Consider the following 16,377-nt stretch of genomic DNA (forward strand, 5'->3'; position numbering starts at 1 on the left):
ACCCACCCGGGGCTTGCATGCCTACAGCCGAGTCGAGGGCGTAGGGCGGGTCGAGCGCGCAGCGCGAGTCCCGCCGCACGACCGCGACACGGCGGCGAGCATGCGGCGGCACGCGCTTGGCGCGTACCGCCCTACGGAGAGTGCCGCATCGGCGGGCGAAAGCCGAAGCCTTGAAACACGAGCGGCTTCTTCACGACCGCGTGCGTTCCGCACGCCGTTCGCGGTGCGCGTGCAGGCGGCGCAGGCGTTCGCGGCCGCGACGCCAGGCCCATGCCATGACGAACGCGACGAGCACGACGAGCAGCGCGCCGAGCACGCCTTGGCCGCGGTGCAGCTGGGCGAGCACCCACTCGCGGTGTTCGGCGCCGAGATAGCCGAGCCAGATCCAGAACGGCACCGAGACCAGCGCGGCGAGGCCATCGAGCGCGATGAAGCGCAGGAAGGACACGCGGTGGCTCATTCCCGCGGTGAGGAACACGGCCGTGCGCAGCCCCGGCAGGAAGCGCGCGACGAACATGAGGCGGTTGCCGTAGCGCGAGAACTTCGCCTTGACTTGCGCATGCCGGCGCGGCGTGAGCACATGGGCGACCCAGCGCACGCGCAGCGCGCGAACGCCGAACGTGCGGCCGACGAGGAACACGAACGAATCGCCGACCAGCACGCCGGCGAGCCCGACCGCGCACATCACGCGCACGTCGGCATGGCCGAGCCCGGCGATGATCCCGCCCGCGACGAGCGAGAGGTCCTCCGGGATCGGCACGCCGAGGCCGCTGATCAGCAGCACCGCGAACACGGCGAAGTAGCCGTGCTGGATGAAGAGGCTGATCAACTGGTCGAGGAACGCCATTTCGTGGCCGGGGGAGCGCAAGGGCGTCCATTTTACGGGCACGCCGCGCGTGGCGTCGCGTCGGTCGTATGATCGGCCTGCCGCGCGCGCCCGCGACGATGCCGGGCGCGCCGCGTGCGGTCGCAGCAATGCGCGATGCGGACGCTTTCGAGGCCACTGGATGATTCCACGCTGGATCCTGCTGCTCGCTTCGGTGCTGTACGTCGGCGCGCTGTTCGGCGTCGCCTACTACGGCGACCGGCGGCCGCTCTATCCGACGCGCGCGTGGTTGCGGCCGATCGTCTACAGCCTCGCGCTCGCCGTGTACTGCTCGTCGTGGACGTTCTACGGCGCGGTCGGCACCGCCGCGCGCGACGGCCTCGCCTACCTGCCGATCTATCTCGGCCCGATCCTGCTGTTCGTCGCCGGCTTCGGCCTCTTCGAGCGTCTCGTCGCGGTCGCGAAGGAGCGCCGCATCACCTCGATCGCGGATTTCATCGGCTCGCGCTTCGGCAAGTCGCACGCGCTCGGCGCGCTCGTCACGCTGATCGCGGTGACCGCGGTGGTGCCCTACCTCGCCCTGCAGCTGAAGGCCGTCGGCATGAGCTTCACCGTGCTCGCGGGCGGCGGCGGCCACGCCGACTCGCCGTTCGGCGACACCGCGCTCTACATCGCGCTGATCCTCGCCGCGTTCGCGATCCTGTTCGGCACGCGCGGCATCGATGCGAGCGAACACCATCACGGCATGATGCTCGCGATCGCCGCCGAGTCGCTGGTCAAGCTGCTCGCGTTCGTCGCGGTGGGCGTGTACGCGCTCGGCCGCAGTCGCGACCTCGACGTGTTCGCGCAACCGTTCGAGGCGGCGCTGGCGAACGGCCTGCCGCCCGGCTTCCTCGCCCAGACCGTGCTCGCGTTCACCGCGATCTTCTGCCTGCCGCGACAATTCCAGGTCGGCGTGGTGGAATGCGAGAACCCGTCCGACGTGCGCCGCGCGCGCTGGCTGTTCCCGGTCTACCTCGCGGTGATCTGCCTGTTCGCGCTGCCGATCGTGCACGCGGGTGCGGTCGCCGCGCGCGGCCATGCGATCGCGCCGGACGCCTACGTGCTGTGGCTGCCGCTCGCCAACGGCGACCGCCTGCTCGCGATCTTCGCCTACATCGGCGGCTACTCGGCCGCGACCGGCATGGTCATCGTCGCCTCGGTCGCGCTCGCGACGATGGTCAGCAACGACCTCGTCATGCCACTGCTGCTGCGCATCCGCGCCCTGCGCCTCGAACAGCGCGAGGACCTGTCCGGCATCGTGCTCGGCGTGCGCCGCGTCGCCATCGTCGTGCTCGTGCTGCTCGCGTTCGCCTACTACCGCGCCAGCACGCAGAGCCAGAACCTCGCCGCGATCGGCCTGCTCTCGTTCGCCGCGGTCGCCCAGTTCGCGCCCGCGATCGTCAGCGGCCTGTACTGGCGCAGCGCGAGCCGGCTCGGCGTCATCTGCGGCCTCGTCGCCGGCTTCCTCGTCTGGGCCTATACGCTGCTGCTGCCGACGCTCGCGAGTGCGGGCTGGCTGTCGACGCGGTGGATGGAGCGCGGACCGTTCGAAATCGGCTGGCTGCGCCCGCACGCGCTGTTCAACCTGCAGGGCTGGGAGCCGGTCACGCACGGCGCGTTCTGGTCGCTGCTGTTCAACGTCGCCCTGCTCGTGTTCGTCTCGCTGCGCCTGCGCCCGGGCGTGGATGAGCGCCTGCGCGCGGCCGCGTTCCTCGACCCGGATTTCGCGCGGCCGTCGGGCGCTGGGGAATGGCGCGGGCGCGTGCGCGTCGGCGAGCTGCGCGCGATCGCCGAGCGCATCGTCGGCGAACGCAATGCCGAGCGCGCATTCGCGAGCTACGCGCAGTCCGAGCAGGCATCGCTCGCCAACGACGCCTATGCCGACCGCGCGCTGCTGCAGCACACCGAACGCCTGCTCGCGAGCGCGGTCGGCGCGGCGACCGCGCGGCGCATGCTCACGACTGCACTGCGCGGCACCGGCCTCGACCTCACCGAGGCGGTCGCGATGCTCGACGAGACGTCGCAGGAGCTGCGCTTCAACCGCGAGCTCATGGCGGTCACGTTCGAGAACATGATGCAGGGCATCAGCGTCGTCGACGCGAACCTGCGCATCGTCGCCTGGAACCGGCGCTACCTCGACTTCTTCGACTACCCGGAAGGCTACGTCTACGTCGGCCGGCCCGTCGCCGACCTGATCCGCCACAACGCCGAACGCGGCCTGCTCGGGCCCGGCGACGTCGAGGCGCACGTGCGCAAGCGCATCGCGCACCTGCGCCGGGCGCAGCCGCACATCTGGCTGCGCACGCGCGAGGACGGGCGCGTGATCGAGACGCGCGGCGAACCGCTGCCGGGCGGCGGCTACCTCACGACTTTCAACGACGTGACCGCGTACAAGCACGCCGAGCAGGCGCTGATCGAGGCCAATGAGACGCTCGAGCAGCGCGTCGAGCAGCGCACGCACGAATTGTCCGAGGCGCTCGCCGCCCAGGAGCAGGCCAAGCGCCTGGCCGAATCGGCCAACCTGTCGAAGACACGCTTCCTCGCCGCGGCGAGCCACGACCTGCTGCAGCCGCTCAATGCCGCGCGCCTGTTCACCTCCGCGCTGCGCCAGCAGCCGCAGCTCGACGCCGAGTCGGCGCGCCTGGCCGAACGCATCGACACCGCGTTCAAGGCCGCGGAAGACCTGCTCGACGCGCTGCTCGAGGCCTCACGCCTCGATGCGGGCAAGTACCGCGCCGAGATCGGCACCGTCGCGCTGGCCGAGGTGATCGAGCCGCTGCGCCACCAGTTCGGCGTGCAGGCGAACGCGCGCGCGATCCGCCTGCGCTTCGTGCCGACGCGCGCGTGGGTGCGCACCGATCCGCAGCTGCTCCGGCGCATCCTGCAGAACTTCCTCGCCAATGCCTTGCGCTACACGCGCAGCGGCAGCGTGCTGCTCGGCGTGCGCCGCGCCGGGCCCGACGCATGGCGCATCGAAGTGCGCGATTCGGGGCCTGGCATCTCGCCCGAGCAACAGCATGCGATCTTCGACGAGTTCCATCGCGGCACGCAGGTATCGCCGTGGGGCGAGAAGGGCCTCGGCCTCGGCTTGTCGATCTGCGACCGCATGGCGCGCCTGCTCGGCCACCAGCTCGACCTGCGCTCGCGCCTCGGCCACGGCAGCGTGTTCTCGGTCACCGTCGCCCGCGCGCAGCCGGCCCCGGCGGAGAACAGCGCGGAACCGGCACGCGCGCGCGCGATCGGCCTCGCCGCCGACCTGCGCGTGCTGTGCATCGACAACGATGCGGCAATCCTCGACGGCATGGCGACCCTGCTCGCGCAATGGGGCGTCGCCAGCGACCTCGCCGGCGACATCGCGAGCGCGGTGGACGCCGCGCGCCGCCGCCGCCCCGACCTCGTCCTCGCCGACTACCACCTCGACGCAGGCGAGAACGGCATCGACGCCCTCGCCCGCGTGCGCGCCGCGTGCGAGCCACCGCCGCCCGGCGCCCTGATCACCGCCGACCACGGCGCCGAACTGCACGCCCAGGCGCGCGAGGCCGGCTACGTCGTGCTGCACAAACCCGTGCGCCCCGCCGCCCTGCGCGCCCTCATCGCCCAGCTCGGCCGCCGATCGCAACGCGCGCGCAACCCGGCGACGGAGAATTGAGGGTGCAGGAACGCAGGAGGCGAAGCCTGGGACACGGAGGCTTCGGCCCCGGCTTTGGTTCTGGCTTCAGGACAAGGACTCGTCGTCGAGCGCGAGGTGGTTGGCGAGGAGGGCGACCTGGGTGCGGTTGCCGACGCCGAGCTTGCGCATGATCGCGGTCATGTGCGCCTTCACGGTCGCTTCGGAGACGCCGAGGTCGTAGGCGATCTGCTTGTTGAGCAGGCCCTCGGCGATCATCGCGAGCACGCGGAACTGTTGCGGCGTGAGTTCGGCGATGCGCGCCGCCGCGTCCGCTTCGTCGGGTGCGAGTGCCGCGCCGGGGCCGACCAGTGCCTCGGGCAGCCAGACCTCGCCGGCGAGCACGCCGCGCACGGCGTCGACGATCGTGCCGATCGAGGCCGATTTCGGGATGTAGCCCGACGCGCCGTGCGCGACCGCGCGCGCGATCACCGCGCTTTCCTCGTGCGCGGAGACGACGACGATCGGCAGGCCCGGATACTGGCTGCGCACGTGAACGAGCGCGGAGAACCCGCTCGCGCCGGGCATGTGCAGGTCGAGCAGCAGCAGCTCCGCGTCCGGGTGCGCGTCGATGAGCGCCTGCAACGCCGGCACGCTGTCCGCCTCGTGCAACAAGGCATTCGGCCACTCGGTCTGCACCGCGCGCTTGAGCGCATCACGGAACAGCGGGTGGTCGTCGGCGATCAGGACTTCGCGCATATGGTGATTCGTGATTGGTGGTTGGTGATTCGTGGCTGGGAATTCGTGGTGCCTGCGAGCCGGCGATCGCGATATGTCGCCTGCATTTGCGAATCACCAATCACGAATCCCCATTCCCGGCTTCATTTCACCAACCGCTCCTCCACCAGGTTCTTCACCACCGACGGATCGGCCAGCGTCGAGGTGTCGCCGAGCTGGTCCGGCGCGTTCTCGGCGATCTTGCGCAGGATGCGGCGCATGATCTTGCCCGAGCGCGTCTTCGGCAGGCCGGGTGCCCATTGCAGCTGGTCGGGCGTCGCGATCGGGCCGATTTCCTTGCGCACCCAGGCGACGAGTTCCTTGCGCAGTTCGTCGGTCGCCGGTTCGCCGCTCTTCAGCGTGACGTAGGCGTAGATGCCCTGCCCCTTGATGTCGTGCGGATAGCCGACCACCGCGGCCTCGGCGACCTTCGGATGCGCGACGAGCGCGCTTTCGACTTCCGCGGTGCCGAGGCGATGACCCGATACGTTGATCACGTCGTCGACGCGACCGGTGATCCAGTAATAACCGTCCTCGTCGCGGCGCGCGCCGTCGCCGGTGAAGTACATGCCGGGATAGGTGCGGAAATAGGTGTCGATGAAGCGCTGGTGGTCGCCGTAGACGGTGCGCATCTGGCCCGGCCACGAATCGGTGAGGACGAGGTTGCCCTCGGTGGCGCCCTCGAGGATCGCGCCATTGGCGTCGACGATCGCCGGCTTCACGCCGAAGAACGGCTTGGTCGCCGAACCCGGCTTCTGGTCGATCGCGCCTGCGAGTGGAGTGATGAGGATCCCGCCCGTCTCGGTCTGCCACCAGGTATCGACGACCGGGCAGCGGCCGTCGCCGACCACGCGCCAGTACCACTCCCAGGCCTCGGGATTGATCGGTTCGCCGACCGTGCCGAGCAGGCGCAGGCTAGCGCGCGAGGCCTTCTTCACCGGCGCCTCGCCTTCGCGCATGAGCGCGCGGATCGCGGTCGGCGCGGTGTAGAACAAGGTCACTCCGTGCTTGTCGACGACCTGCCAGAAGCGGCTCGTGTCGGGCCAGTTCGGCACGCCCTCGAACATCACCGTGGTCGCGCCGTTGGCGAGCGGGCCGTAGACGAGGTAGCTGTGGCCGGTCACCCAGCCGACGTCGGCCGTGCACCAGTAGACGTCGTCCTCGCGCAGGTCGAACACGCATTCGTGCGTGTAGCTCACGTAGACGAGATAGCCGCCGGTCGTGTGCAGCACGCCCTTCGGCTTGCCGGTGCTGCCGGAGGTGTAGAGGATGAACAGCGGGTCTTCCGCGTTCATCGCGACCGCCTCGTGCGTCGCCGGCTGGCCTTCCATCAGCGCGTGCCACCAGCGGTCGCGCGGCGGCTGCATCGCGACCGCGCCACCGGTGTGGCGCACGACGAGCACGGTCTCGACGCTGTTGGTGCCGGGCCGCTGCAGCGCTTCGTCGACGTTGACCTTGAGCGGCACCTTCTTGCCGCCGCGCACGCCCTCGTCGGCGGTGATGACGAGCTTGCAGCCCGAGTCGGCGATGCGCCCGGCGAGCGAGTCGGGCGAGAAGCCGCCGAAGACGACCGTGTGCACGGCGCCGATGCGCGCGCAGGCGAGCATCGCGACCGCCGCCTCCGGGATCATCGGCAGGTAGATCGCGACGCGATCGCCCTTGCCGATGCCGAGGTTCACCAGCAGGTTCGCCGCCTTGCACACCTCGGCGTGCAGCTCGCGGTAGCTGATGCGGCGCGACTGCGCCGGATCGTCGCCCTCCCAGATGATCGCGGTCTTGTCGCCGCGCGTGGCGAGGTGGCGGTCGAGGCAGTTGGCCGCGACGTTGAGTTCGCCATCGGCGTACCAGCGGATGTGCAGGTCGCGCGCATCGAAGGACACGTCCTTGACCTCGCTGTACGGCTTGATCCAGTCGAGGCGGCGGCCGATGCGGTCCCAGAACGCGACCGGGTCGCGCACCGACTCGGCGTACTCGCGTTCGTACGCCGCCTTGTCGATGCGCGCGCGCGCGGCGAAATCGGCGGAAACGGGGTGCAGGCTGGCCATCGAAGGTCCCTCCGGATGCGATTGTGCGTAGCGCCATGGTAGCCCGCGCCACGCGCGACGGCGCCGCGCCTGCGACTTTAGTCGAGTCGCGACCTTTGGCGAATTGAGGATGCGCCGCAGCGGCGCGCAAGCTCGGATCGCCTGGTGCCGATTCGCACCCGGGGCTGGCGATGCGCACGGCGCACGCCATGGGGAGATGTCGAACCGTTGCGGTTCCACCACAGACAGAGGGGTCGGTCACCATGCATGCACAGCTACGTCGCGGCCTGCGCACGAGCGCGCTCGCGCTCGCCTGCGCGCTCGCGCTGCCAGCCGTCGCGTCGGCCGCGTCCAAGCGCGAGGACGCGCTCGAGCAGCGCGTCAGCGAACTCGAACACCAGGTCCAGATGCTGATGGACCAGATCAAGGCGCAGCGCGAGGCGCCGCCGGTGGTGGTGCAGGCGCCACCGCCCCCGCCGCCGCCCGAGCCGAAGAAGGAAACGCCCGCGTTCACCACCGCGCCGGGCATGAGCGTCGCGTTCCACGGCTTCGTCAACGCGACCGCATTCAGCCAGAACAAGTCCTTCACCTACGGCAACGGCCAGAACGCCGAATTCCCCGTGGTCGGCTCGAAGGGCAACCTGAGCGGCGTCGACATCCGCAACACGCGCTTCTGGCTCGACATCACCGGCGCACGCCTCAACGACGACTGGACCGGCGGCGGCCGCATCGAGATGGACTTCTTCGGCGGCTACAACGGCGCCGGCGCCTACAGCCTCGCGCAGCCGACGCCGCGCCTGCGCCAGGCCTACCTCGACATCGCGCGCGCCGATTCGGGCACGAAGGTGCGCGTCGGCCAGCAGTGGGACCTGATGTTCCCGATCGACAACATCCCGACCTCGCTGTCGCACCTCGCCTTCCCGCTCGGCTACGGCACCGGCGTGATCGGCTGGCGCTACCCGGGCGTCGTCATGATGCAGGACCTCAACCACGGCGCCGAAGGCACCAAGTGGCGCCTCGACGTCGGCGCGTTCGAAGGCAGCTGGAACAACCAGGGCACGGCGGTCAACCACCTCACCGCAGGCAATGCCGACTTCCGTCCGCAGATCGAGGCGCGCATCCGCGCCGAAGGCTCCAACTGGATCGCCTATGCGGCCGCGCACTACGCCGACATCGATCTCAAGGGCGTCGATGGCAACGCGGCGACACCGGTCAAGTCGGGCCTCAAGAGCACCGGCGTCGAGATCGGCGGCTCGTGGAAACCGGGGCCGTGGAACCTCAAGGGCCTCGTCTACACCGGCAAGGGGCTCGGCCCGATCTTCGGCGCGATGTCGCAGTTCGGCGACATCCAGGAAACCGGCGGCTTCTTCCAGGTCGGCTACAACTTCACGAAGAACTGGAGCATGAACGCGTTCTTCGCGTCCGCCAAACCCGATTCGGGCGACGTGCTCGAATGGGCGGGCAATGGCGCGAGCGGGCTGCTGCGCAACCGGCAGACCGCGCTCAACCTGCACTACGCGAGCGGTCCGTACCAGCTTGGACTGGAGTTCCTGCACGACACGCTGAAGTCGATCGCGGGCGACACGACCAAGGAGACCAGCGGCAACCAGATCGCCGTGAGCGCGATGTACACGTTCTGATCGCAGGCGGTCCCGCGCCCCGTGCGCGGGACCGCAGGCTGCGCGGTCCGCGCGACGCGGCCGCCGATCACCCACCTCGCCGGCGACAGCCGTCATCAACCTTGGGGGCGACCACACCATGGCAACCGTAGCGACCACTTCCCCGTCGGCCACTCCGCTCACCACCGGCCACAAGCGCGTGATCATCGCGTCGAGCGTCGGCACGGTGTTCGAGTGGTACGACTTCTACCTGTACGGATCGCTCGCCGCGATCATCGCCAAGCAGTTCTTCTCCGGCCTCAACCCGACCAGCGGTTTCATCTTCGCGCTGCTCGCATTCGCCGCCGGCTTCGCGGTCCGCCCGTTCGGCGCGATCCTGTTCGGCCGCCTCGGCGACATGATCGGCCGCAAGTACACGTTCCTCATCACGATCGTGATCATGGGCCTGTCGACGTTCCTCGTCGGCGTGCTGCCGAGCTATGCGTCGATCGGCGTCGCCGCGCCGATCCTGCTGATCGCGTTGCGCCTGCTGCAGGGCCTCGCGCTCGGCGGCGAGTACGGCGGTGCGGCGACCTATGTCGCCGAACACGCTCCTCCGGGCAAGCGCGGCTTCTACACCAGCTTCATCCAGATCACCGCGACGTTCGGCCTGTTCCTCTCGCTGATCGTGATCCTCGCCTGCCGCAAGATGCTCGGCGCGGACTTCGACACCTGGGGCTGGCGCATCCCGTTCATCCTCTCCGCGCTGCTGCTCGCGATCTCGGTCTACATCCGCCTGCAGCTCAACGAGTCGCCGCTGTTCCAGCAGATGAAGGCGGAGGGCCGCCACTCGAAGGCGCCGCTGACCGAATCGTTCGCGCGCTGGGACAACGGCAAGGTCGTCCTGCTCGCATTGCTCGGCGCGACCGCCGGCCAGGCCGTCGTGTGGTACTGCGGCCAGTTCTATGCACTGTTCTACCTGACCCAGGTGCTGAAGATCGAAGCGGTCACCGCGAACCTGCTGATCGCCGGCGCGTTGCTCATCGCCACGCCGTTCTTCGTCGTGTTCGGCGCGCTGTCCGACCGCGTCGGCCGCAAGCCGATCATCATGCTCGGCTGCCTGCTCGCGGTGCTGACCTACTTCCCGCTGTTCAAGGCGCTCACCCACTACGGCAACCCGGCGATCGAACACGCCGCGGCGACCAGCCCGGTCGTCGTCGTCGCCGACCCCGCCAAGTGCAGCTTCCAGTTCGACCCGATCGGCAAGAAGACCTTCACCAGCGCCTGCGACATCATCAAGAGCGCGCTCGCCAAGGGCGGCATCCCGTATTCGAACCAGGAAACGCCGGGGACGGACGGCGCGAGCGTGAAGGTCGGCGCGACCACGATCCAGTCGTTCAACGGCACCGGCATGGACCCGGCCGCGTTCAAGGCGCAATCGGAGACGTTCAACGCCGACCTCAAGAGCGCGCTCGCCTCGGCCGGCTATCCGGCCAAGGCCGATCCCGCGCAGATCAACCAGGGCATGCTGCTGCTGATCCTCACGATCCTCGTGATCTACGTGACGATGGTCTACGGCCCGATCGCGGCGTGGCTGGTCGAACTGTTCCCGACGCGCATCCGCTACACCTCCATGAGCCTGCCCTACCACATCGGCAACGGCTGGTTCGGCGGCTTCCTGCCGACCACGGCCTTCGCGATCGTCGCCGCCACCGGCGACATCTACTCGGGCCTCTGGTACCCGGTGATCATCGCCGCGATGACCTTCGTGATCGGCACGTTCTTCGTGCGCGAGACAAAGGACGTCGACATCTCGAAATAGCTGCTGCTCGGGAAAGGCGGTTCGCGCGCTCCTTCCCTCTCCCTCCCATCGAGCGCGCGACTGCCTCGTGGCGACCTTCCCCGGCAACGGGGAAGGTTTTTTTTTCGGTCTCACGCACGGGTTGGTTGGCCTCGGCCGCCCACCGCGCGGAGCATTGCGCCGGAGCCGATGCGGGGAGCCGCGCAAGGCTTCTTCCGCTTCAACCTGTGCTTTCGCCAGCAATCAAGCGAAAGCAAAAGCGTCGTCATTCCGGCGACGCCGGAATCCCGCTCCTGTGCGGTGCGAAGACGCTGGGTCCCGGCTTTCGCCGGGACGACGAGGTGGAGCCTCCCTGCTCTTCCTGCTCTTCCTGCTCTTCCTGCTCTTCCTGCTCTTCCTGCTGTTCCGCTCCACCGGGTCCCCTCGGCGCCGGCGGGCGGCGGCCGAAACGGCCCGAAGGGTGCGCGCGATGGATCGCGCGCATTGCGCCGTCAGCGCAGGGATGCGCTGTCGGCGCAACCGGCCGACGACCGCGAACCCGCGGGGCGCAGCCCCGCGGGCGGCGACGCGGGTGCCCTTTCTCTTGGTGCCTTCTCTTTGGGCAAGCAAAGAGAAGACACCCGCTCGCCGCCGAGGCGAGCGGAACCTCGCGAGCGCCGCGCAAGGGCGGAAGAAGCCTTGCGTGGCTACCACACGGAGCGCCGAGGAGCGCAACGTTCCGCGTGGTGAACCAGGGCACCAAGGCCCACGTGATGGCGGAAATCGGCGTACCCGAGCGTAAGAGGAAAGGAAAGCGCCGCCCGCGAGCGACGCGGCCAACCGCGGCCAGTGCGATACTCGGTCGTGCACGATGCGGAACCCGGGAACCTGCAGGCGTGGATCCGACCAGCCGCAAGCTCGAAGCGATCGAAGCGCTGCTCGCGCGTGTGCTCGCATGTGCGCCGGAGCAGCGCGCCGTCTTGCTCGACCAGGTGTGCGGCACCGATCCCGCTTATCGCCAGCGCATGGATCGCCTGCTGCGCCTGGCCGAGTCCGGCGAAGGCTTCCTCGATCGCACGCCGCTGCGCGACGGCGCCGAGGTGCCGGCGGGTGCGGCGCCGCCCGGCGTCGCGCGCCGCGTCGGTGCGTACCGCCTCGTGCGCAAGCTCGGCAGCGGCGGCTCGGCCGAAGTCTGGCTCGCCGAGCGCGACGACGGCGGCTTCGCGCAACGCGCCGCGGTCAAGCTCGTGCGCGATGCCGACGCGGCGACGCGCGCGCGCTTCGCGATCGAGTGCGGCATCCTCGCCTCGCTCGAGCATCCGGGCATCGCGCGCCTGTACGAAGCCGACGTCGATGCGCGTGGTTCGGCCTATCTCGTCATCGAGTACGTCGAGGGCGAGCACCTGACCGCATACGCGCGGCGCCACGGCTTGCCGCTGCGCGAGCGGCTGGAACTGTTCCTGCAGGTGTGCGACGCGGTCGCGTACGCGCACACGCGCCTCGTCGTGCACCGCGACATCAAGCCGGCCAACATCCTCGTCGGCGCCGACGGCCGCGTGAAGCTGCTCGATTTCGGCATCGCCAAGCTGCTCGACCAGGACGGTGGACGCAACACCACGCAGACGCTGCACCTTTCGCCCGCCTATGCCGCGCCCGAACAGCTGACCGGCGGGCACGTCGGCACGAGCACGGACGTTCATGCGCTCGGCGTGACGCTGTTCGAACTGCTGACCGGCACGTTGCCGTGGTCCGTCGAAGGCGCCCCGATGACGACCGCGTTGCGCCGCCTCGCCGAGCGGCCGTTGCCGCCGCCGAGCCGCCATGCCGGCGCGGGCGGCGTCGCTGCGCGTGCGTTGCGCGGCGACCTCGATGCGATCGTGCGGCGCGCACTGCGCAGCGACGCGGCCGCGCGCTATCCGGACGCGCGCGCGCTCGCCGACGACGTGCGTCGCCATCTCGCGCACGAACCGGTCGCCGCGCGCGCGGGCGCGACCGGCTATCACCTGCGCCGCTTCGTGCGGCGGCACTGGCTCGGCCTCGCGAGCGCCGGCGCCGTGTTCGCGGCGATGGCGATCGCGCTCGGCGGCATCGCCTGGCAGGCGGACAAGGCGCGCGCCGAGGCACGCAGCTCCGCCGCGGTGCAGGCATTCCTGGTCGACCTGTTCCGCCACAGCAGCAGCCGCCAGGCCGATCCCGTCAAGGCACGCGCGACGACCGCACGCGAGCTGCTCGACATCGGCGTCGAGCGCATCCAGCACGAACTCGACGACGCGCCGGCGCACAAGCTCGCGCTGCTGCGCCTGTTCGGCGACCTCTACGGCGAGTTCGCGCTCTCCGCCGCACAGGTGCCGGTGCGCCGCACGGCAGTGCCGCTGAGCCGGCGCGTCAACGGTGGCGATTCGCGCGAGCTCGCGGCCGACCTCATCGCGCTCGCCGACGTCTCGCCCGACGACGCCGAGCAGCAGTCCTCGCTGGCCGAGGCCGGCGCGATCCTCGACCGGCTCGGTGACCGGGATTCGGTGCTGCGCGCCAAGCTGCTCGTCACGCGCGCGAGCAGCCACGTCACGACGGACATGGCGAGTGCGGCCAATGAAACCGCGGGGGCGGTCGCGATCCTCGAACGCATGCCGCCATCGGACGACCTCGCGCAGGCGCTCTACCTGCAGGGGCTCGTCGCGGGCTACAGCGCGCGCATGGCGCAGGCGGTCGGCCCCCTGCAGCGCGCGGTCGACGTCGCGCTCGCCAGCGACGGCGCGCACAATCCGATGCTGTCCACCTACTATCGCCAGCTCGGCGAGGCGCAGAGCTACACATCGCGCCACGACGCGGCGCGCGCCTCGCTCGAACACGCGATCGCACAGGCGCGTGCGTTCCACGACGAGAACGATTACGACCTCGTGCGCGCACAGACGACCATGGCCGCCACGCTGCTCAATGCCGACCGGCCGCGCGAGGCGCTGGAGGCGGCGCTGCAGGCGAAGGCCGCCGCGCCGACCGCGGACCATGGCATCGAGGCGATGCAACTGCGCACCTACGCCCTCGGCATGGCGAGCCGCGCGGCGGCGCGTGCTGGCGATGCGGCTTCGGCGCTCGCGGATGCCGAAGCGGCCGTCGCGCTCGCGCGCGATTTCGATCCGACCGGCGCGTTCCTCGGCATCTCGCTGCAGCGGCTCGCCGATGCGCAGGTCGAGCTCGGCCGCGACGCCGACGCCGAGCGCGCCCTGGCCGAGGCGACCGACATCCTCACACACGCCGGCCGGCGCCCGAGCGAGGCGTCGGCGATGCTGCGCATCCGCATCGCGCTCGATGCCGGGCGCGTCGCAGGCGCGCGCGAGCAGTTCGCCAGCCTGCCCGCGCTGGACGGCGATGCGCTCTCCTCGCTCGCCGCGGCCCTGCGGCGCGATCTCGTCGAAGCCGAGCTGGAGCTGGCCGAGGGTCTCACCGTGCGGGCGATCACGCGCGCGGCCGATGTGGTCGCGCGCGCGCGAGCGAGCGAACTCGCGCCGTTCCTGCGCTCGACGATCGCCGACGGCGCCGTGCTCGAGGCGCGCGCGCGGCTCCTGCGCGGCGACGCCGCCCGGGCGCGTCCGCTGCTCGCCGACGCGCTCGCCGCCCGGCACGCGCTGTACCTGCCCACGAGCCCGCGCATCGCCGAGGCCGCGCTCGCGCTGGCCGAGGCCGAATTCGCACTCGGCCTCGGCGCCGACGCGAGGAGCCATCTCGACCAGGCGGAGGCGATCGCCGCCCAGGCCGGGCTCGCCGCGCGCTGGGTCGCGGCGCTGCAGCACATGCGCCGCCTCGCCACGGCCACGGCCACGCCGCACGCGCTCGCGGAGCGCGCGCCGCCCCGCGCCAAACCGTTGTAGGGCAAGGCGAAAACGCTCCGCGAAGCGAGCGCGAATGGGCCGCGAATGACGCGTGAGTCCCGCGTCGGTGGCGGCGGACTAGGGTCGGCGGCTCCGGGCTGCGGCACGCATCCCGGTCGATCGCCGGCATCCCGACCGGCCATCCATACGTCCAGGAGTCAGCATGCGTATTTCCCCGATCGCGGCGGCGCTCGCCGCGGCCCTCGCCTCGGCCGGCGGCGTCGCCCACGCCGCGAGCCTGATCGAACTCACGACGCCGAATGCACAGGCGACGAAGTTCTCGCAGAACGGCGAGTACCTCGTCGCCTCGGTATTCGGCGCCGGCGGCCTGCGCTGGACGGCGTCGACGGGCGCCGAGGACCTGGTGCAGGACATGGTCTATGCGAACGGCGTCAACAACGCCGGCACGATCTCGGGCGCGCGCTCCGACGACGGCGGCTCGGCCAACGGCGGCCACGACCTGCCGGCAGTGTCGCCGATCGGTGCCGCCACCTCGACGCCGCTGCCGATGCCCGCGGGCATCGACAACGTCGACGTCTACGATCTCGCCGACGACGGCAGCGCGGTCGGCCTCGCCTGGACCGACGACTTCAGCGTCGCCAAGGCTTACTACTACTCGCCCGTCGACGGCGTCGTCGACCTGCCCGTCGACAACACGACGAGCGCGTCGCGCGGCAATGTGATCAGCGCCGACGGCCATGTCGTCGGCGGCTGGAGCGACGACCCGGTCACCGGCTTCCGCCGCGGCGTCGTCTGGATCGACCGCGTGGCGACCTACGTGCGCGACGCCCAAGGCAACGACCTCGGCGAAACGGACGGCCTCAGCGGCAACGGCCAATGGGCGGTCGGCAGCGGCTGGCGCATGAACGTCGCGACCGGCGAGATCACCGAGATCCCGGACATGCCGTTCGCGTTCGGCGTCAGCGACGACGGCTCGATGATCGTCGGCGCGAGCGGCTTCTTCGACAACCCGCCGCGCGCGCTGCTGATCTGGACCGAAGCGGGCGGCTCGCAGGTGCTCACCGACTACCTCGCCGACCGCGGCATCCAGATCCCGGGCGATCTCACGCTGCCGCTCGCGGGAGGCCTCACCGCGATTTCCGGCGACGGCTCGAAGGTCGCCGGCTGGACGTTCGGCACGAACGGCATGGTCTCGTTCGTCGTCGACGGCGCCAACTCGCCGGTCGACCACCTGTTCGCCGACGGCTTCGACCCGCCGCCGCCGCCGCCGGTGGTCACCGACGGCAGCTTCGAGGACACCGAGGCGGACTTCGGCCCGAACCCGCACTGGGATGCGGTCGACGGCAACCCCAACGCTGGTGGCGGCACCAATTTCGTCTCCGGCGGCATGCCGACGCACGACGGCATCTACACCGTCTGGTTCGGCGGCTGGGGCGGCGACAACCCGGAGACGCAGACGCTTGCGCAGACGCTGACGATGCCCGCGAGCGGCCCGCAGTACCTCAACTACTGGCGCTTCGCCGCCGGCGTGCCCGACCTCGCCGGCACCCTCACCGTCACCGTCGATGGCACGCCGGTCGAAACCACCGACGTTTCGACGCTCGCCGGCGACATGCAGTACGTGCCGCAGTCGATCGACATCTCGGGCTACGCCGACGGCGCCGAGCACACGATCCAGTTCCAGTACGACTACCCGGGTGGCGGCGCGTTCGACGGCAACATCTTCATCGACGACGTCAGCATCGACGCGACCAATGCCCCGGCGCACCGCGCGTTCGGCCGCCAGGTCGACAGGGCCGTCGCGGCGAAGTTGCGCAAGGCGGCGAAGCGCTGATCGAGGGCGCATGCGGCCGCTGCCGGGGGCGGGCGGCCGCATGTGCTCGAGGGCTGAGGGCT

The 16,377-nt window shown here is 70.5% G+C and carries 8 protein-coding genes; 5 read left to right on the forward strand and 3 right to left on the reverse strand.

Translation table 11 applies throughout. The features are described 5' to 3' along the window. Nucleotides 1–190: 190 nt before the first annotated feature. Nucleotides 191–868 carry a DedA family protein gene (locus EV148_RS03030; RefSeq protein WP_241987953.1) on the reverse strand — a complete coding sequence of 226 codons (678 nt, stop codon included), beginning with the start codon at nt 866–868 and terminating at the stop codon, nt 191–193. 139 nt (nt 869–1,007) lie between these two features. On the opposite strand from EV148_RS03030, the gene EV148_RS03035 reads away from it, so the two are divergent. Further along, complete coding sequence (locus EV148_RS03035; RefSeq protein ID WP_199222700.1) at nt 1,008–4,517, forward strand: hybrid sensor histidine kinase/response regulator; 3,510 nt, start codon at nt 1,008–1,010, stop codon at nt 4,515–4,517. A 66-nt stretch (nt 4,518–4,583) separates the two neighbouring features. On the opposite strand, the gene EV148_RS03040 is transcribed toward EV148_RS03035, so the two are convergent. Together EV148_RS03040 and acs are read right to left on the reverse strand one after the other, a co-directional pair. Further along, complete coding sequence (locus EV148_RS03040) at nt 4,584–5,234, reverse strand: response regulator (protein ID WP_131993248.1); 651 nt, start codon at nt 5,232–5,234, stop codon at nt 4,584–4,586. Nucleotides 5,235–5,356: 122 nt separating this feature from the next. After that, complete coding sequence (acs, locus tag EV148_RS03045) at nt 5,357–7,297, reverse strand: acetate--CoA ligase (protein WP_131993251.1); 1,941 nt, start codon at nt 7,295–7,297, stop codon at nt 5,357–5,359. A gap of 242 nt (nt 7,298–7,539) precedes the next feature. Here acs and EV148_RS03050 point away from each other — a divergent pair, with 242 nt between their 5' ends. The 4 genes from EV148_RS03050 (at nt 7,540) to EV148_RS03065 (ending at nt 16,315) form a co-directional block, all read left to right on the forward strand. Continuing rightward, a complete protein-coding gene (locus EV148_RS03050; RefSeq protein WP_131993254.1) occupies nt 7,540–8,916 on the forward strand; it encodes a hypothetical protein in 1,377 nt (458 codons plus the stop codon). A 118-nt stretch (nt 8,917–9,034) separates the two neighbouring features. Beyond that, a complete protein-coding gene (locus tag EV148_RS03055) occupies nt 9,035–10,696 on the forward strand; it encodes an MFS transporter (RefSeq protein ID WP_131993257.1) in 1,662 nt (553 codons plus the stop codon). Between the two features lie 854 nt (nt 10,697–11,550). Then, nucleotides 11,551–14,520, forward strand: a complete 2,970-nt coding sequence (locus tag EV148_RS03060; protein ID WP_158287287.1) for a serine/threonine-protein kinase — start codon at nt 11,551–11,553, stop codon at nt 14,518–14,520. A 163-nt stretch (nt 14,521–14,683) separates the two neighbouring features. Continuing rightward, the gene (locus tag EV148_RS03065; RefSeq protein ID WP_131993263.1) at nt 14,684–16,315 is read left to right on the forward strand and encodes a hypothetical protein; all 1,632 of its coding nucleotides are present in this window, start codon (nt 14,684–14,686) and stop codon (nt 16,313–16,315) included. The last annotated feature ends 62 nt before the right edge of the window (nt 16,316–16,377 follow it).

The organism is Dokdonella fugitiva (assembly GCF_004342425.1).
Taxonomy (GTDB): domain Bacteria; phylum Pseudomonadota; class Gammaproteobacteria; order Xanthomonadales; family Rhodanobacteraceae; genus Dokdonella_A; species Dokdonella_A fugitiva.